At 70.9% G+C, this 18,117-nt stretch carries 12 protein-coding genes and 2 pseudogenes; 8 read left to right on the plus strand and 6 right to left on the minus strand.

Translation table 11 applies throughout. The features are described 5' to 3' along the window. A complete protein-coding gene (locus tag ACR4XJ_RS12850) occupies positions 1–543 on the minus strand; it encodes a hypothetical protein (protein ID WP_434755563.1) in 543 nt (180 codons plus the stop codon). Positions 544–767: 224 nt separating this feature from the next. Here ACR4XJ_RS12850 and ACR4XJ_RS12855 point away from each other — a divergent pair. Together ACR4XJ_RS12855 and ACR4XJ_RS12860 are read left to right on the plus strand one after the other, a co-directional pair. Then, positions 768–2,231, plus strand: a pseudogene (locus ACR4XJ_RS12855) (Cache 3/Cache 2 fusion domain-containing protein); the annotation flags it as partial. Positions 2,232–2,609: 378 nt separating this feature from the next. Further along, positions 2,610–3,113 (plus strand): annotated as a pseudogene (locus ACR4XJ_RS12860) (methyl-accepting chemotaxis protein); the annotation flags it as partial. 533 nt (positions 3,114–3,646) lie between these two features. Here ACR4XJ_RS12860 and ACR4XJ_RS12865 read toward each other — a convergent pair. After that, a complete protein-coding gene (locus ACR4XJ_RS12865; RefSeq protein ID WP_434755564.1) occupies positions 3,647–4,471 on the minus strand; it encodes a nitroreductase family protein in 825 nt (274 codons plus the stop codon). Positions 4,472–4,629: 158 nt separating this feature from the next. Between ACR4XJ_RS12865 and ACR4XJ_RS12870 the strand changes: the two genes are divergently transcribed. The 3 genes from ACR4XJ_RS12870 (at position 4,630) to ACR4XJ_RS12880 (ending at position 10,100) form a co-directional block, all read left to right on the plus strand. After that, positions 4,630–7,845 carry a hypothetical protein gene (locus ACR4XJ_RS12870; protein WP_434755565.1) on the plus strand — a complete coding sequence of 1,072 codons (3,216 nt, stop codon included), beginning with the start codon at positions 4,630–4,632 and terminating at the stop codon, positions 7,843–7,845. A gap of 137 nt (positions 7,846–7,982) precedes the next feature. Beyond that, positions 7,983–9,764, plus strand: a complete 1,782-nt coding sequence (locus ACR4XJ_RS12875) for a motility associated factor glycosyltransferase family protein (protein ID WP_434755566.1) — start codon at positions 7,983–7,985, stop codon at positions 9,762–9,764. A 33-nt stretch (positions 9,765–9,797) separates the two neighbouring features. Then, positions 9,798–10,100 carry an MTH1187 family thiamine-binding protein gene (locus tag ACR4XJ_RS12880; protein WP_434755567.1) on the plus strand — a complete coding sequence of 101 codons (303 nt, stop codon included), beginning with the start codon at positions 9,798–9,800 and terminating at the stop codon, positions 10,098–10,100. A 23-nt stretch (positions 10,101–10,123) separates the two neighbouring features. Here ACR4XJ_RS12880 and ACR4XJ_RS12885 read toward each other — a convergent pair whose 3' ends face one another. Beyond that, the gene (locus tag ACR4XJ_RS12885; RefSeq protein ID WP_434755568.1) at positions 10,124–11,554 is read right to left on the minus strand and encodes an MATE family efflux transporter; all 1,431 of its coding nucleotides are present in this window, start codon (positions 11,552–11,554) and stop codon (positions 10,124–10,126) included. Between the two features lie 244 nt (positions 11,555–11,798). Between ACR4XJ_RS12885 and ACR4XJ_RS12890 the strand changes: the two genes are divergently transcribed. Together ACR4XJ_RS12890 and ACR4XJ_RS12895 are read left to right on the plus strand one after the other, a co-directional pair. Beyond that, entirely contained in the window at positions 11,799–12,413 is a 615-nt protein-coding gene (locus ACR4XJ_RS12890; protein ID WP_333506193.1) for a phosphatase PAP2 family protein, read from the plus strand. Then, positions 12,410–14,629 carry an ArnT family glycosyltransferase gene (locus tag ACR4XJ_RS12895; protein ID WP_434755569.1) on the plus strand — a complete coding sequence of 740 codons (2,220 nt, stop codon included), beginning with the start codon at positions 12,410–12,412 and terminating at the stop codon, positions 14,627–14,629. The genes ACR4XJ_RS12890 and ACR4XJ_RS12895 overlap by 4 nt, the downstream gene beginning before the upstream one ends. Before the next feature lie 139 nt (positions 14,630–14,768). On the opposite strand, the gene ACR4XJ_RS12900 is transcribed toward ACR4XJ_RS12895, so the two are convergent. The 3 genes from ACR4XJ_RS12900 to rpmB form a co-directional block, all read right to left on the minus strand. Further along, positions 14,769–15,887: a rhomboid family intramembrane serine protease gene (locus tag ACR4XJ_RS12900; protein ID WP_434755570.1), complete on the minus strand. Its 1,119-nt coding sequence runs from the start codon at positions 15,885–15,887 to the stop codon at positions 14,769–14,771. Between the two features lie 32 nt (positions 15,888–15,919). After that, positions 15,920–16,666, minus strand: coding sequence for an FxsA family protein (locus tag ACR4XJ_RS12905; protein ID WP_434755571.1), 747 nt, complete (start codon positions 16,664–16,666; stop codon positions 15,920–15,922). A gap of 349 nt (positions 16,667–17,015) precedes the next feature. Then, positions 17,016–17,225, minus strand: coding sequence for a 50S ribosomal protein L28 (rpmB, locus tag ACR4XJ_RS12910; RefSeq protein WP_333506189.1), 210 nt, complete (start codon positions 17,223–17,225; stop codon positions 17,016–17,018). Positions 17,226–17,465: 240 nt separating this feature from the next. Here rpmB and ACR4XJ_RS12915 point away from each other — a divergent pair, with 240 nt between their 5' ends. Beyond that, positions 17,466–18,086, plus strand: a complete 621-nt coding sequence (locus ACR4XJ_RS12915) for a YceD family protein (RefSeq protein ID WP_434755572.1) — start codon at positions 17,466–17,468, stop codon at positions 18,084–18,086. Positions 18,087–18,117 lie beyond the last annotated feature (31 nt).

Here is an 18,117-nt window from a genome sequence, read left to right on the forward strand (position 1 = left end):
CTACCCCACCCCAAGGTTCTCGCACACGTTGACCACCAGTTGTTCCGGCGATCTTCCGTCCGGCAGCAGGAAGTGCAGCACGCCCATGCACAGGGTTTCCAGTTCCAGCGCCTCGCGGCAGAACTTCTCCCCGGCCTCGCCGGAAAGGCCCAGTTCGGCGGCCAGCCGCACCGGGTTGGTCATCATGTAGAACACCCGCGCCCCGTCGCGCAGGCAGGCCCGCAGCTTTTCGTCGCGCACGGCGGATACCGGGGCCGCCAGCACCAGGCCCGTGCGGCAGCACAGTTCGGTCACCACCTCGGGCGCGGCGTCGTCTTCCGGCGTCGCGGCCTGCATGCCGAAGCGCTGCGCCACCAGCTCCGCCAGCCGCCGCCTGCCGCTGCCCGGCAGGCCCAGAATCACGATGCGTTCCGCCGCCGGATCGAAGGGCGGCCTGCGCCCCGCGCGCGACACGGTCATCGCCGCGTCGGCCTCGCCCACTTCCTGCCTGCGCATGACGAATCCCGAGGTGTCGAACCTGTCCTTTCCTTCGCTTCCGCTCATCCCGCACTCCTATCATCATGTATCATGTTGATTTTGGCGTCATTTCGGTCAATACTCGTAAACACTCGCCACGCCAGACACACTCGGTCACACTCGGGCCGCTTTCCGGCCATGCGCCGTTTCGCGGCCGCCAGCCTTGGGGGGATTCCATGTTCCAGCGAATGCGCTTCAGCACCAAATTCTATCTGGGCAGCGCCGCCATCGTCGCAAGCACCGTGGCGTTCATGGCCATCGTGCTCACCATCGTCGTCCGGGGCGACCTGGTGGACCTCGGGCAGCTCAATCTGAAGTCCGCCACGGACAATCTTGTCTCCACCATCGAGATGCAGCATTCCATCACGCAGGAAAAGGTCACCTCCGACCTTACGCTGTTCGAATCCCAACTGCTGGCCGACGGCCCGCTGATGGTGCGCAGGAACGACGTGCAGAAGGTGGACGTGGTCAACCAGGTCACCCGGCAGAAGGAAACGGTCGAAATGCCCGGCCTGTACCAGTATTCCCTGCTGGGCCGCAAACCCATGCGCGACAACAGCGAGGTGGTGGACCGCGTGCAGCAGATGGCCGGCGGCGCCGCCACCCTGTTCCAGGTGCTGCCCGGCAAGCTGGTGCGCATCGCCACCAACGTGCGCACGGCGGACGGCCAGCGCGCCGTGGGCACCTACATCCCCGAGGACAGCCCCGTCTACAAGGCGGTCCTGCGCGGCGAAACCTACACCGGCCGCGCCTTTGTGGTGAACGACTGGTACATCACCGCCTACAAGCCCGTGCGCGACGAGGACGGAGCCATCATCGCCGTGCTGTTCGTGGGCCGCGCCATCCGCACCCCGCAACTGGCCGAAATGCTGGACAAGGTGCGCGTGGCGGGCGCGGGCTACGCCTTCGTCTACGATGCCTCGGGCACGATTCTCCACCATCCCGCGCTGCGCGGCAAGACGCTGGAAGAGGCGGGCATCGCCGCCTTCTTCAAGGACGTGAAGGAAGGCCCCGTCGAATACGCCATGGACGGCGTGCCCTTGCGCGCCTACGTGCGCCACTTCGAACCGTGGGACTGGCGCGTGGCCGTGCGCATGACCCGCTCGGAAATGGTGCACGGGCTGGATACGCACCTCTTGCAGAGCGCCGCCGTCATCGCCGTGGTGGCGCTGGGCCTGGCCCTGGTCTTCGTGTTCGGGCTGCTGCGCACCGTGTCGCGCCCGCTGGGCTCGCTGCGCCGCTTCACGGCGGAAGTGGCCAGGGGCAACTACGACGCGGCCATCGACTACGCGGCCGATGACGACATCGGCCGCACCATCGGCGGCGTGCGCGCCATGGTGGGCGAGATCAAGCTCCGCCTGGGCTTCTCCAACGGCATCCTGCGCGGCATGACCATGCCGAGCTACGTGGTGGATACCGACAGCCGCATCAGCTACCTGAACCAGGCCATGCTGGACCTGCTGGGCGTTTCCGGCACGCCCGACGAACACCTGGGCACCGACGTGGCCCTGTTCTTCTACGGCGAGGCCGGGCGCGACACCGTGGTGGCCCGCTGCATGCGCGAACGCCGGGCCATCCTGAACACGGAACTGACCCTGGCCCGCCGCACCGGCGGCACCGTGCACGCCCGGCTGGACACCGCCCCCCTGCTGGACCTGGACGGCAACCTCATCGGCGCGTTCTCCATCTTCGCGGACCTTACCGACATCAAGGCCCACCAGCAGGAAATGGAAGACAAGAACACCCTCATCGGCGAGGTGGCCGCAGAGGCGGACCGCATCTCGCAGGTGGTGGCCGAGGCCGCCGCCGGGCTTGCCCGCCAGGTGGAACTGGCCGAGCGCGGGGCCGACGTGCAGAAGGCCCGCGCCGGTGAGGCCGCCAGCGCCATGGAAGAAATGAACGCCTCGGTCATCGAGGTGGCCCGGGCCGCCGACGAGGCCGCGGCCAGCGCCGACGACGCCCGCACCAGGGCCGAGAACGGGGCCTCCATCACCCGCGAGGCCGTGGCGGCCAGCACGGCCGTGGCCGCCGACGCCGAAGGGCTGCGCGCCGACATGCGCGAACTGGGCGCGCAGGTGGAGGGCATCGGCCGGATCATGGACGTGATTTCCGACATCGCCGACCAGACCAACCTGCTGGCCCTGAACGCGGCCATCGAGGCGGCCCGCGCGGGCGACGCCGGGCGCGGCTTTGCCGTCGTCGCCGACGAGGTGCGCAAACTGGCCGAAAAGACCATGGGCGCCACCCGCGAGGTGGGCGAGGCCGTCGCGCGCATCCGCGCCGGGGCCGCCCGCAACCTGGAAGCCACGGAAAACGCCGCCCGCAACGTGGGCCGGTCCGCCGAGCTGGCCGGAGCCTCGGGGCAGACGTTGCAGCATATCGTCACCATCGCCGTGACCACGGCCGACCGGGTGCGGGCCATCGCCACCGCCGCGTCCCAGCAGTCGGCCGCCAGCGAGGAGATCAGCCGCGCCACCGGCGAGGTGGACCGCATCTCCGGCGAGACCGTGGAGGCCATGCGCGAGGCCGCCCGGGCCGTGGCCGCGCTGGCGGAGCAGGCGGAGGCGCTGCGCTCCGTCATGGCCCGCATGCGCTGACAAACGGCGGGCCTTGGCCGCGACCGCTGCGTCAAACGGCCCCGGCGCTCGGGTCATGTACCAAAGAGTACGCTCCCCTCGCGCCGGGGCCGCTTTCCTTGCGTGCCGGGCCAAATCCCGCCGTTTGCCGGGTATCGCCCCTGCATGAAATACCGGGACGTACCTCGCTGCATCGCCGTTTTCCTTGTCCTCGGACAACATCGCTCCGTCTGACGGCCATACCTGAAAACCATATTGTGCTCTTCTTCGTTTTTCCTTCAACGGCAACCGCCCCGACCGGAACTTCCGATCGGGGCGGCTTCATTTCTTCATTCTTTCCAACCCACGCCACTTCACGGCTTCCTGGCCGCGCGCAGCGTGCGGCGAGGGCAAGGAAAATGTTGTTTCCGCGAGGGGAGTGTACGTCTTCGGTACATGACCCGAGCGGAAACAGCATCTGACGCAGCAATCGCCCGCGATCCGCGCGGCCAGCAGAGCGGAAACGGCGTTTGACGCAGCAATCGCCCACGATCCGCGCGGCCAGCACGCGGGAGCTACTTCCAGGTGACAGGCAGCGCCTTCCGCCACGGAATCCGCCTGTACCGATACCTGGCATACCCCAGCATCTGCGCGCCGTGCACCCTCTCGTCATCGCCAAGGCCCAGCAGGTCGCGCAAAGGCTGGTAGGCATTGGCCGCGTAGGTGAAATAGCCGCCCCAGCAGGCCCCCACACCATGGGCGTGGGCGGCCAGTTCCAGATAGCTGAGCGCGATGGCCGAATCCACGGCGGGCCAGGTGGCGTCGCCGTCGCAGCAGGCCACGGCGATGTGCGGCGCGCCGCGCAGCACCAGGTCCACGCCCTTGCGCCACCCGGCGATGAGCCCGGCGACATTGTGGCGCTTGGCGGTTTCCGGGTCGTGCTCGCGCAGGTACATCATCCAGTCGATGATCAGGGTGGCGATTTCGCGGGTGCGGGCGGGGTCTTCCACCATCACCCAGCGCACCGGCTGGCGGTGGCTGGCGGTGGGAGCCCAGCGCACCGTGTCCATGATCCGGGCCAGCACGTCGTGCTCCACCGGCTGGTCCTTGTAGGTGCGGATGGAGCGGCGCCCGCGCAGGAACTGTTCCGCCGCGTCGGCCCCGATGGCCAGTTCGCGGCGCACCGGGACGAACTCCTCGAAGGGCATGCCCTCCAGGCGCACGGCCCCGCTCGGACAGACGGCCACGCAATGGCCGCAACGGATGCAGGCATCTTCGGCGCCCTGGCGCATCTTGGCCACGCCCGTTTCCTTGTCGGCGATCAGGATGCGGATGGGGCATTCGTCGATACAGATGTTGTCGCGCTTGCATTTTTGCGCGTCCACTTCGAAAAACGGCATGAACTTCCTCCCTGTGGTCCGTGGCCCGAATGGCCACAGATGCCGGTTTGCCCCGCTTCACGCCGCGTGTAAAGCGAAAAGGGCGTGGCGCGGCCGCAATACCGCCTTTGACAGGCCCCCGTGGCCCCTGTAATGTCGGGAGGATAAAGGAGACTCGCATGCCGAACCGCGCCGCGCTCCGCACCGTTGCCCCCGTGCTCCGCAGTGTGCCCCTCTCCCCCCTGCAATCCGGTGTGCCGCACGCCGTTCCGCACGCGCGGGACCGTTCCCCCGGCGTGGTTCGCGCCACGCCCCGGACCATGCTCCAGACCACGCCCGCCCGGCGGGCCATGCTGCTCGCGGCGCTGGCTCTCGCCCTGTTCCTGGCCGGGTGCGGCGCGTCCCCATCCAGACAGAAATCCCTGTTGTTGCCGCAGGGTCCCTCCATCACCCGCGCGGACCCCGGCTACATGCAATGGCTGGAAAAGCAGTCGCTGCTGGGCGCGGGTTCGGAACTTTCCCGCGTGGTTTCCGGCAGCCAGCTGGGCTGGCGCTCCCCCACCCTGCCGCCCGACCCGGACAACCTGCTGCGCGCCGCCGATACCTGGGTGCTGGTGCACCCCATGGCGCTCATCGCCGACGGCACGCCCTCGGCCTTCGCCATCCTGTCCCAGCCCCGCGCACAGGAAGCGCTGCGCCGCGCGGGTGCGCGCGGGCTGTACGTCACCCCCTCGGGCGGGGCCGGGGCCATCTGGGCCTACGACCGCAGCGCCACCCTGACCGGCGACGACACCATCCAGCACGGCTTTTCCGAGGCGGCGGGCACGGACGACGAATACACCCGCCTGCGCCGCCTGGCCGACAACAGCCGCCTGCTGCTGGGCACCGACATCATCCCCGCCGCCACCGGCATGGGACCCGATTTCTTCCTGGCCGCGCGCAACGTGCGCGACTACCCCGGCGCGTACTGCCTGGTGGAGATTCCGCGCGACCTGTGGCCGTACATGCCCGCCAGCGAATCGGAATGGCAGGCCCGCCCGCTCACCCGCGCCCAGCACGACCTGCTGGCCGAAAAGGGGCTGCTGCCCGCCGCGCTTTCGCGCGACGTGCTGTCGTGGGCGCGGCCCGGCGGCTGGGCGATCACCGGCGAGGTGCGCGGGGCCGACGGCGCCCTGCGCCGCTGGGTCTACCGCCATGCCGGGCGGTTCGACATGCCCGTGCTGCACTGGGACGACCCCTCGGCTGCGGCCCGGCGCATCCTGTCCTCCAGCATCATCCAGCAGATCGGCCTGCGCGGCGTGGCCCTGACCGGCTTCCGGGTGGAGCCGCTGGCCGGGCTCGACCCGCTGCCCCGCGCCGCCCATGGCGACCCCGGCCACGCCCCGGCCCTGGAGCCCGCGCCCACCGCCGCCCTGTCGCTGGGACGCGAGGCGCGCCGTTACGGCGGGTGGGCCTGGCAGCGCGACCGGCTGCCCCTGCCCGTGCTGGCCCGCACCCTGCACGAATCGGCCGACGTGGCCGAGGATACCGTCACCAGCCCCATGGCGGAACATGCCCTGCTTACCGGCGACGCGCGCCCCCTGCGCGCCCTGCTGGACGACGCCCTGCGCCTTGGCATCGACATGCGCCGCTTGGTGCACGCCACCCCCGGCCCGGACGGCGTGGACTACGACCTGCCGCAACTGGCCCCCGGCATGCTGCCGTCCGGCACGACGGTGGGCGCAGCGGTGGGCGCGGCAACCCTTGCGGACGACATGCGCTCGGCCATGCGGACGCGCGCGGCCCTGTGGGCGTCCACCATGCCGCTGGGCGGCGCGGGCGACGTGCTGCCCGTCACCGGCGCGGGCCTTGCCGCCCTAGGCGCGGGCTTCGGCCATGCCGAGGCGGCCAAGGCCGACGCCCGCGACGAAATCCGCAGGGGGCACCTGGCCCTGGTCTTCTTCAAGGCCATGCAGCCGGGCCTGCTGGTGCTGCACGGGCAGGACCTGGCCGGTGCGCTGCCGCTGGACTGGCACAGCATGGCCGATTCCGAGGAGCGCTGGGACCCGGCGCTGGCCCCGCGCGGCGCGTACGCCCTGTACCGCACCGCCCGCACCACCGTGCTGACCAGACAGGGCATGCCCCGCGCCCCGGTGGCCTACCCTTCGCCCGACGAGCAGTTGCACGACCCGAATTCATTCCTCAACGGGGTGCACGCCATCACCGCCATGCGCGAACGCACCGGCATCGCGGCCGGGCGCGTGGCCGCCCGCCTGCGCACGCAGGGGCGCGGCAGCGTGGCCCTGGCCGTGGAACTGCCCGGCGGGCGCGGCATGATGGTGGCGGTCACCAACTTCGGGCGCGAGGCCGTGACCGAACGCCTGGACATGGCCGCCACGCCGAAGCTGCTGGAACTGTTCGGCTCGGGCAACCCGGCCGTGGACCTGGAGGAAGGCGCGCCGGTGCCGCTGGAAGGCGGCCGTATGGTGCTGCACCTTGGCCCGTGGGAAACCCGCGCCATCCTCGTGGGGCGCGACGCCAAGGCCATCGGCGCGGCAACGGCGGCGGAACAGCCCAAGGGACCGTTCGCGCCCGCGCGGAACGCCACCCCCATGCCCGTGGCCCCGCCTCCGGCACCGGTAAAGCCGGTGACGCCGCCCCCGGCCCCCGCGCCCGTGCCGGAACTGACCATCCACATCGCGCCGCCCGCCGAGGCCGAGGCCACCCCCGCGCCTGCCACGCCGCAGGACGCCGCCATCAATGGCGTGCCCGCCGGTACGACAGATACGGGTGAACATGCGGCCGAACTGCCCGGCGAGCCGGAAACGCACGTTCCGGCCTCCGCCACGCCGTCCGTGGACCTGACGCCCACGGAGCAGGCCCCCCTGCTCCCCGCCAGCGAACCGGCCCCACTCGAACCGGTAGCCCCCGTGCAGGCCGCCCCGGACGTGGTCCCCGGCGTGGTGCCCGATGTGCCCCCCGATGTGCCTCCCGGCATGTCGGACGGCGCAGCCGGGGAGGTGCGCGGGCCGGTCGCGGCCCCGGAAGTTCCGGCCCTGCCGGAACCGGTGGTCGCACCCCCGGTGGCCGCACCAGTGGCGCCCGCCACTCCGGAAGTGGCGGAACCGGCCCCGCAAGTGGAATCTGTTCCCCCGGCCCCGGCCGATTCCCCGGACAGCGGAGCGGTGCCGTACAAACCGGTGCGCCGCACCGCGCCGGAAACCCTGGACGGCCCCATTCTGCTCGACGCCCCGGCGGACACCCCGTCCACCTACAAGGCGCCCCTGCGGGTGGCCCCGGAAACCCTGGACGGCCCCATCACGGTGCCTCCGCTGCCCACGCCCCCGGCGTCGCCCGCCGAACCGGTGATGCCCGCCGAACCGGCCGCCAGCGAATCAGGCACCGTCACGCCGTAGGCCCGCCCACTGCAACGACACCCGCCATCCCGCCCATCCCGTTCTCCAGCCGCCCCCTCCGCACCACGCGCCGGGGGGGCGGCATGTTTCCGGGGCCCGCACTTCCCGCGCGGCATGCATCATGCATGCGCGCCACCATGAACCATACCCGATTCCTCGCCGAGAACACCAAGGCACTGGCCGCCGCGCAGCCCCAAGTGGCCGCCTGGCTTGCCGCCAATGCTCCCGCGCCCGAAACGCTGGCCCCGCGCCTGCGCCTGAACCGCTGGAACATGCTGGACGTCGAGTTGGAGGACGGTCGTCGGTTGTTTGACGCCTTCCCGCCCCACTTCGCCTACCGGTCGTGGCCCCCCACGGAACAGGCGGAGCGTTCGGCCACCATCATCGTGGGGGCCAACCTGGGCTACGGCGTCAACCACATGCTGGAAAACACGCCGCCGCGCCACCGGCTGCTGGTGCTGGAGCCCGACCCGGCCATGCTCACCCTGTGCCTGGGGCTGACGGACTACCGTCCGTTCATCCAGTCCGGCCGCCTGACCTTCGTGGAACCCCGCTTCGACGCGCTGGTGGCCGCCGTGCGCGGCTGCGACAAGCACTTTCTCTTCGGGCGCATCCTGTTGCAGGCGGACCTGGCCAGCCAGCAGATCGGCCCGTCCTATGCCCACTGGACCCGCGTCTGCCGCGAACAGCTGGACGCCCTTTCGGTGGAGCTTTCCACCCTGCGCCGCGCGCAGGACGTGATGGTGGGCAACGAACTTTCCAACTTCCGGCGCGCCCTGGCCGACGGCGACATGAAGTCCCTGCGCGGCGCGCTGGGCGGCCTGCCCGCCGTCATCGCGGGCGCGGGTCCCTCGCTGGCCGCCTCGGCCCCGGCCGTGGCCGGGCTGGCGGACCGGGCGCTGGTCACGGCGGCCCTCCAGACCCTGCCCGCCATGCAGGCCGTGGGCATCCGTCCGGACCTCGCCCTGTGCATCGACTACAGCGACGGCATCCTGCGCGTGTACGACCGGCTGGACCCGGAATGGGCACGCCGCGTGCCGCTGGTCTATTCCACCAAGGTCCAGCCCGAGGTGGTGCGCCGCTACCCCGGCCCCACCCTGCCCTTGTGGACCGTGGGCGGCATGGCCACCTTCATCGCGGGCAAGGACGACCTGGTGCTGGACGCGGCGGGCAACGTCAGCGTGGCCCTGCTGCGCCTGCTGCACTGGATGGGCGCCGGGCGCATGGTGCTGGCCGGGCAGGATTTCGGCTGGCGGGGCGAGATCTCGCACGCCGCCGGGCACCATGCCGCCGCCATCACCGTGGGCACGCTGGAACTGCCCGGCCGCGACGGCCCGGTGCGCTCCACCCTGCCCTACGCCACCGCCCTGCGCGACATGGAACAGGACATCCGCACCCTGAACCTCGACGTGGTGAACCTGTACGGCGGCGGCGCGCTGATCCGGGGCGCGCGGGACATCGCGCCCGAAGACCTGGACAGCGAACTGCCGCCTCCGGCGGACTCCGGCCGGGCAGACGGCGGCGACGGTTCCGGCCATGGTCTGGCCGGGTTCCGCCAGCGCCTGGACGCGGCCATGGCCCCGTGCGAACAGCCGCTGTTCGCGCCGCGCCTGCCGCACTGGCGCACCTCGCTGCGCAACGTGCAGAAGAAGCTGGAAACGCTGTTCCGCAAGCCGGAGCGCCACGGCGCGGAGATCGTCGAAATGCTGGGCCGGGTGCATTTCTTCCTGCGCCAGGACCCCATCTGCACGCCGTACCTGTACAACGAAATTATGGACGTCTCCGGGCTGGTGCACGGCCGCGACCGATTCGGGCTGCCGCAGCTGACGGAATTCCGGCAGATATCCCGGCGGGTGCTGGACAAGATCCGGCGCATCGACGAGGTGATGACCAGCGCGGCCGGTGAACGGGCCGCATAACGGCTGGCCAACGGACAGCCGCACGGAGGCATCATGAGCGTTCTCGCCGAAATCGCCGTCTTTCCCATGGACAAGGGGGACAGCGTCAGCCAGTGGGTGGCCCGCGTGCTGGGGGTCATCCGGGAAAGCGGCCTGCCGTACCAACTGGGTCCCATGGGCACCACCATCGAAGGTGGACGGGCCGAGGTCATGCAGGTGGCCGACCGCTGCCTGGCCGCGTTGGAAGAGGACTGCGACCGGGTGTACATGACCCTGAAGGTGGACCTGCGCAAGGGGCCCTCCGGCCGCATGGCCGGAAAGGTGGCCTCGGTGGAGGCCAGGCTGGACCAGGGCTGATGGCCGGGGGCCGGGGTACCGTCTCAGGCGTCGGGCAGCCGGTGCGCCGTCTCCACCAGCCGCAGCCGCTTCCACGCGCCGCGCCGGAAACGCAGCCACGACACCACGGCCAGCAGCAGGATGAACGCGGTGAACGCCGCCCACAACGTGTTCAGGGTCATCAGGCCCGAGGCGCGCAGGGCCAGCGTGGGCAGCACCAGCCAGACCAGGCAGCCCAGCAGCATGTTCCACATGACGAACCAGGTGTCGCCCGCGCCCTTCAACGCGCCGGTGTACACGATGGTCACCGCGTCCAGCAGGCAGTACACCGCCACGAAGCGCAGCAGCACCACGCCCATGGCGCGGATTTCCGCCTTCTGGGCCAGCACGGCGGGGTCCTGCGCGCCCCCGCTCAGGAACAGGTCGTACAGCGGCCCCGGCGTGAAGAAGAAGAACAGCGAAAGCCCCAGCATCCAGGCCATGGCCACGTGCAGGGTGCTGGCCGTCACCCGCTCCGCCCCGGCCGGGCTGCCCCGGCCCATGGCCTGCCCCACCATGCTGCCCACGGCGATGTTCATGCCCATCATGGGCAGAAAAGCCACCATGTTGATGGAAAAGGTGATGTTGGTGGCCGCCAGCGCCGTTTCGCCCAATTCGCCCACCAGGAACACGAACCACGTCACCGAGAACAGCTCGGCGAAGCCGTTGATGCCGCTGGGCAGCCCGTAGCGCGCCATGCGCAGGAACAGCGCCCGCTCGAAGCCGCGTCCGCTCCACACCCGGAAGCACCGCTCGTTGCGCGGGGTGAACACCATGCCCCCCAGCAGCAGCGAGGTGACGGCCCAGCTGAGGATCATGGACAGCCCCGCGCCCTCGATGCCCATCTCCGGCAGGCCCCACTCGCCGTAGATCAGGGCGTAGTCCAGCGGGATGTGCACGGCCATGGCCGCGAAGTTGGCCAGCATCACCGGCCGGGTGCGCCCCTGCCCGGAAAAGAAGCCGCCCAGGCAGCTGTTGCCCAGCGCCAGCACCGAGCCCAGCGCCAGCATGCGGAAGTAGGCCACCTCTCCCGCCTGCACGGCGGGCAGGTGCCCGGCAAAGGCGAAGATGGCCGGGGCGGCGAACCACAACAGGGCAAGGCACGCCCCGAAGAAGAAGGCCATCAGCAGCCCCTGCCACAGGGCCACGCCCACCCGGTGCGGCGCGCCCGAGCCGATGTATTGCGCTATGAACACCCCGGCGTAGCCGGTGATGCCCATGCAGGTGAGCAGAAACAGCAGATGCACCACCGCCGCGGGCGTGGCCGCCGCGATGGCTTCCACCGAATAGTGGCTCAGGAACAGCCGGTCGGTGAACTCCATGACCGTGGTGGAGGCCATGCCCGCCACCAGCGGCAGGCTGACGCCGAGCACCTCGCGGTACCCGCCCGGCGCGCTCCAGCGCGCGGTGACGCCAGCCACCATTCTCGACAACATTGCATCCTCCGTCGCGTACCGTCCGTGTTGCGGAAAAGCCGTATCAAGTAGTCTAGCGGAAAAGGCGCGTCAAGGCATCCCGGCCGCGCGGCACGGTACGGCGAAGGGGACGGGGCCGGGACCGGCGGGGACTGGGACAGGACTGGCGAGGACCGGCGGGAATCGGGGGCAGGATCGGCGGCGGCTTTGGGCCCGGCGCGCCCGCGCCCTTCCCTTCACGGCGGATTCACCCTATAAGGCGGCAATGCGCCAGCCGTATCCCCTTTCGCACCACCTGCTGTGCGCACTGCCGCTGCTGGCGCTGCTTGCGGCCTCCGCCCTGTGCCTGGGCACCGGGGACGAGGTCACCGCCCACTGGCGCGCGTGGCGGCACCTTCACCCGGACGCCACCCTTGTCGTACGGGTGCTGACCGACTGGGGCAACCCGGCCATGTACGCGGTCTACGCGGCGCTCATGTGGCGCGCCCGCCGCCGCCACGACCCGCGCACCGTGCGTTTCGTCATCGCCTACGTGGTGGTGCAGTTGCTGATTTCGTTCCTGCTCGTGCGGGTGATCAAGATCGCCGCCGGGCGCACCCGGCCCGGCGTGGCGGGTCCGTGGGTGCCGTTTTCGTTCGATGGGCCGCACAATTCGCTGCCCTCGGGTCACACCACGGAAATCGCCGGCGCCTGTGCGCCGCTGGCCATGCGCTGGAAGCGCACGGCCGCTTCCCTTGCCCTCGGCTGTTTCGTGGCCGCCGTGGGCTATTCGCGGGTGCTGCTGGGGCAGCACCATGCCAGCGACGTACTGGCGGGGCTCCTGCTGGGCAGCCTTGCCGCCTTCGTCATCCACCGCATCACCCACAGGACCACTCCATGACCGAAACCGCCGCCCCCGAAACCAAGGCCGCCGCCCCGCACGACACGCCGCAGGACAAGGCGCAAACCCCGCCCGGCGCTGCCGCAGGCGGTGCGGGCTCCCCCGGCGGCAAGCCCGCCGGTTCCTGTCCGCCGCCCAGGCCCAAGGGCATCCTGGCCCGCCTGTACGACCTGCTGGCGTTCTTCCCGCTGCTGCCGCTCACGCTCATCTACGCGGCGCAGACGGCCTTCACCCTGGATGCGCGGTCCCTGTGGTTCTCGGACGAAATCCGCCACGGCAACGTCTACGAAACCATGCTGGCCACCGGGCAGTGGCTGGTGCCGCACCTGAACGGCACCCCCTATCCGGACAAGCCCCCGGTATATTTCTGGTTCCTCGGCCTGCTGGACGCCATCCCCGGCGTGGACGGCCCCATGGTCTTCCAGTTGGGGGCCGCCGTTTCCGGCCTGCTGCTGCTGTGGGCCACCTATGCCCTGGCCCGCCTGGTGGCCGGGTGCGACAAGCGCGAATCGTTCGCGGCGGGCCTGGTGCTGCTGTGCGGCTTCTACTTCCTGGGCGTGACCCATTACGCCCGCATGGACCTGCTGTTCGCCGCCGCCATCACCCTGGCCCACGTGTGCATGTACCGGGGGCTGCGCCTGCCCGTGGCCTGCCGCTGGATATTCCCGGCCTTCGCCCTGGCCGCCGTGGCCACCCTGATCAAGGGGCCGTTCGGCGTGGCCTTCCCGCTGCTGGCGGGCCTGGCCTACGCCCTGTGGCGCGGCATGCCCCGTCGCCTGAACCGCATGGACGTGGCCATCGGCGGCGGCATCATGCTGGCCACCCTGCTTGCCTGGGTGGGCGCGGTATGGTTCGAGGGCTACGCGGACCTCATCCGCAACATCCTGCGCCACCAGATCGTGGACCGCGCCACCGCCGCCTGGCATCACGAGCAGCCGTGGTGGCACTATCTGGCCACCCTGCCCGCCGCGTGGCTGCCGTTCACCCCCATGCTGCTGTTCCTGCCGTGGGGCCGGGCCTTCACCCCAGCCTCCATGCGCGCCATGCTGGCCACCCGCAAGGGCCAGGGCGACGGCATGGCCTACATCTGGCTGGCGCTGGCCACCTCGTTCGCCCTGCTGACCGTGGTCAGCATCAAGATCGTCATCTACCTGCTGCCGCTGTTCCCGCTGCTGGCCGTGGTCACCGCCCGCGCCCTGCTGCGCCTGAACGCGTTCGGCAGCCGCATGTACTTCGGCCTGACGGCCTTCCTGCTGCTGATGCTGGCGCTGGGTCTTGGCGCCGCCTCGCTGTGGCAGTGGGCGCCCGACATGGCGCGCGCGCACTTGCAGCCCCAAGTGCTGGCCCTGCTGGACATGGCGCGCGGCGCGCCCATTCTTGCAGGCATCACCCTGGCCTTCGCCGTGCTGCTGTGGAAGGCCGTGGACCGCAGCCGCCCCGAAGGCGGGCTGCTGACCCTGGCGGCCTTCGTCACCGCGCTCGTCGTGCCCGCCGCCCTGTTCACCGCCCCCTCGCTGGACCCGGTCATGAGCCCCCGCGCCCAGGCCGAACTGATGGGCGACTACATCCGCAAGGGCTACCACCCGGTGAGCTACAAGGTGTACTCCGGCACCTACACCTACTATGCGGGCTCCAACATCGAGGAGCTTTCGGACGAGGAATCGCTGCGCGCCGCCATGACCCTGTTCCCGCAGGTGGTGGTGGCCATGCGCGCCGACCGCTTCGCGGAATGGGCCGACAAGCCCGCCGACCTGCGCGAGGTGCACCGCCAGTGGATCGTGGACCGCGAATTCGTGCTGGCGGAACGCTCCGGTCCCGTCCAGCCGGAACAGTTGGAGCAGCCCGTCCAGCCGGAGCAGCCTGCCGACGCGGCACCGCCCGCGCCCACCGGCGAAGATTCCGCCCCGGCCGTTTCCGGCGAGCAGGCTCCCGATGCCCCGGCCCTGCCGCAGCCCGCGCCCGGCGATGCCGGAAACGGCACGACACCGGCCACGCCCGCCGTGCCCCAGCCCACGCAGCCGGACGCGCAGCCTGCCGCCCCCGCGCCCCAGGCCCCGGAAGCCCCGGCCGTGCCCTTGCCCGGTCCGCAGCCGCAGGACAACGCCCCGGCCGCGCCGCAACCCGTGCCGGTGCCCACCCCGCCCCCGCCGCCGCCCGGCGTGGGCGCCACGGACAGCCCGGCCACCCCCGCTCCGGCAACGGCGCAGGCCCAGTAGCCGGAATCCGCACGGCAAGAAACACGACGGCCGTGGAGTCGCCTCCACGGCCGTTTCGCGTTGCAAAAATATCCTGCTCCGGCGGGAAAGCATCCCCTCGGCCTGCCCCCCGTCAACGGGTGCAGACAGGGCGGGCATGTTACCGCAGGGCCAGCATCCAACTGCCTCCCAGCAGCGCCGCGCAGGCCGCGCCCGCCAGCCATTCCAGCCAGCGTGGCGGCGCGCCGAAGCGTTCGCGCAGCCCCTGCGCCGCCATGCCCACCACGATGCCCGCCACCAAGCCGAACAGGTGCGCGCCAAGGTCGGTGCGCTCCCCTTCGCTGCCCAGCATGCCGAGGATGGCCAGACCTGCCGCCAGCGGCACCACCATGCGCCGCCACCCGCTCCAGCCGCCTTCCACGGCCAGCAGCCCGGACAGCACGCCCACCGCGCCGAACAGCGCCGTGGAAAAGCCCAGGCTGACGTGCGAGGCGGGCCGCGCCAGCGCGTTCAGCACGTTGCCGCCCGCCCCCGCCAGGATGGTCAGCAGCCAGCCCGGCCCGCTGCCCACGCGGCGGCACAGGGGGATCAGGAAGAAGCTGCCGAACAGGATGTTGCCGAACAGGTGCGGGCTGTCGGCGTGCAGAGTCAGGGCCGTGACCACGCGGTACCACTGCCCGCGCGCCACAGTGTAATAGACGTCCATGGCTCCGGCGTCGCGCCACGCATCGGGGTCCAGATCCGGCAGGGGCAGGTTCATATCCCACCACCAGCCCATGCGCACCCCGTGCCACAGGGCCAGCAGCAGCAGGCCCAGCAGGGTCAGGTGCGCGTTGGCGCGCAGGGGGGCGGGGGGCGGCGCGGGCGGCCGGGCGCGGGCGGCGGCGTCCTCGCCCTCGGCGGCCAGCAGTTCCTGCCGGGCCAGACGTTCGTACAGCGCGGGCACGAACAGATGCTGCCGGTCGCCCCGGCGTACGGCCATAAACGGGATGTTGCGCGCCTCCAGCACCAGCCGCCAGCGCGGCAGACAGTGCATGACACATGGCGGAAGCTGCGGCAGCGGCGCGGGCAACGCCGCGTTCTGGGCGGGGGGAACGGGCACGGTCAGGTCACGCCAGTACGGCGGCAGCACGGGCCTGCGGCGCAGGGCCGCCGCCACGTGCTCCGGCCGCGCCGCAAGCCCGGAGGCCACGGCGGAGCGCCCGGCCAGGGCGGAAGCGCCGCCGGAGCGCACCGCCCGTGGGCGGCGGAAGCGGTCTGATCCGTTGGGGGGAGCCATGGGATGCGCGGAAATGACGGGCCGGAGATGCGCTAGCGCGCGCCCGGACTGCCCGAGGTACCGTCCGCGTCACCGGACGTGGAGCCGGAGGTGTTACCGGACTGGCCGGAGCCACCAGCCGGAGAGGACGGCTCCACCGGCTCGCAGTCGATGACCACGGTGCGGCGGGGTTCCTGCCCGGCACCGTGGCCGCCGCCGAAACCGGGACCACGATCATCCGGCCCGTAGGGCCGGGGGCCGTCGCCGCGCGCGCCGTCGGCCCCCTCGGGACCGTCAATACCATCCGGCCCTTGTCCACCGCCGTGCCCCGGTCCGAACATCCCGCCCGCGCCGCCGAACGTTTCGGTGTGCCGCGCCCCGCCGGGGCCGAAATACCAGGTGCGCACGTGCACCGACGACCCGCCCGCGCGGCCTTCGGCCTGCATGGTGGCGTTCATGTGCCGCCGCAGCAGATGCGCGGCCAGCCTGCGCACCGGGGGCAGCAGCAGGAGAATCCCGAACACGTCGGACACGAAGCCGGGGAACACCATCAGGATGCCCGCCAGCAGCAGGAACAGCCCGTCCAGCATTTCGTCGGCGGGCAGCACGCCCTGGGCCAGGCTTTGCTGGATGCGCGCCAGCGTGCCCATGCCCTGGGTGCGGGCCAGCCACACCCCGGCCATGGCGAACAGGATCACCAGCAGCACGGCGTTGAACGCCCCGATGCGCGCGCCCACCTCCACCAGCACGTAGAATTCCAGAAAGGGGACCAGCAGCAGGACAAGACCAAGACGGGGCATGAGGGCTCCGGGATGGTTGCGGTGGGACGGTGCGCCCGCCCGTGGCGATGGCCGGGATGCGGGCCGGGCGGGCCCGGTGCGGGCCGGATGCGGGCAAGACGGCGCGGAAAAACGGGGACGTGGGGACGACGCGGGGCGGCATGCCCGCAAGGCGTTGCGCCCCCCGGCCGCGGATGTCCGCGCGCGCCCATCCTGATAAGGATAGTCACCGAAGGGCCCGGCGGCAAGACGTATCCCGCCGTAAAAATGCGGGGAATGGGGACGTGCCGGGCTCCGCGACCGGAAAAACAACGGCAAAAAGCCCCGGCGGAAACCACCGGGGCTTTTGAACGCTGGGGGTCGGAAAGCCTTAGGCGACCTTGCGGACGGCGGGCTTCACCACCGCGCCGGAGCGCAGGCAGCGGGTGCAGACGCTGAGGGTCTTCACTTCGCCGTTGGGGCACTGGTGGCGGACGCTCTGCAGGTTCGGCTCGAAGCGGCGCTTGGTCTTGATGTTCGAGTGGCTCACATGGTGGCCGACCTGGGCCTTCTTGCCGCACACATCGCACTGCTTGGACATGACTTTCCTCCGTATATGTGCAAAGTTCGCGTGGTCGTTCTGGTGCGCCGCCGATGGCGTTCCCCGCCGGGGCGCTGCGCGGGGCGGGCGTCGACCGATGTGCCGGGCACGTTCCGGACGCATTCTGGATGTTTGCCGCCGCGAGAGATGGGAGTCTTATACCGCCGCCCCGAAAAACGCAACCCCTTTCTTGACAGCCCGAAGGGTTCGCATGTAGTAATCGCTGCTCGCGAGGTAGCCATGCACCAGATTTGGATTCCGCTCAAGGACATTCCGGCGGGCGGCGGCGAGTACGAGGTTGACGACCAGTCCGTCTGGCAGGGCCCCATCGCCGAATTTTCACTGCCGTTCAACATCGTCGAGCCGTTGCGCGGCTCGGTGTTCCTGCTGCCGCAGGACGACGGCTGCCTCGTGCGCGGCAGGCTCACGGGGCGCATCAGCGCGCCCTGCGACCGCTGCGCCGAGCCTGCGGAACTGGCCATCGACCATTCCTTCGACAGCTTCGAGCCGTTTCCCGCCCCGGCCCAGCCCCAGCGCCCCGCGCAGCCCGCTCCGGAGGCCGCGCGCGGGCACGGCAAGGCGGGTGCTTCCGAGCCTGAAGCGGACGGCGAATTCGAGGACGTGGACGAGGCCGTGATCCGCATTTCCCCTTCCGGGCAGGGCGTCGAGGTGAGCCTGTCCGGCCTGTTGTGGGAAGAATTTCTGCTGGCCCTGCCGGCGAAGCCGCTGTGCTCCGCCACCTGCCAGGGCCTGTGCCCGTCGTGCGGAAGCAACCTGAACACCTCTTCCTGCGCCTGCACGCAGGAAGAGGGCGACCCCAGGCTTGCCGCCCTGCGCGGCCTTACCATCGGAAAGAAGTAGCACAACCCCCGCCGCGCGCGGCGGGACATCC

Source organism: Nitratidesulfovibrio sp. D1, from assembly GCF_051133415.1.
In the GTDB taxonomy this organism is placed as follows: domain Bacteria; phylum Desulfobacterota; class Desulfovibrionia; order Desulfovibrionales; family Desulfovibrionaceae; genus Cupidesulfovibrio.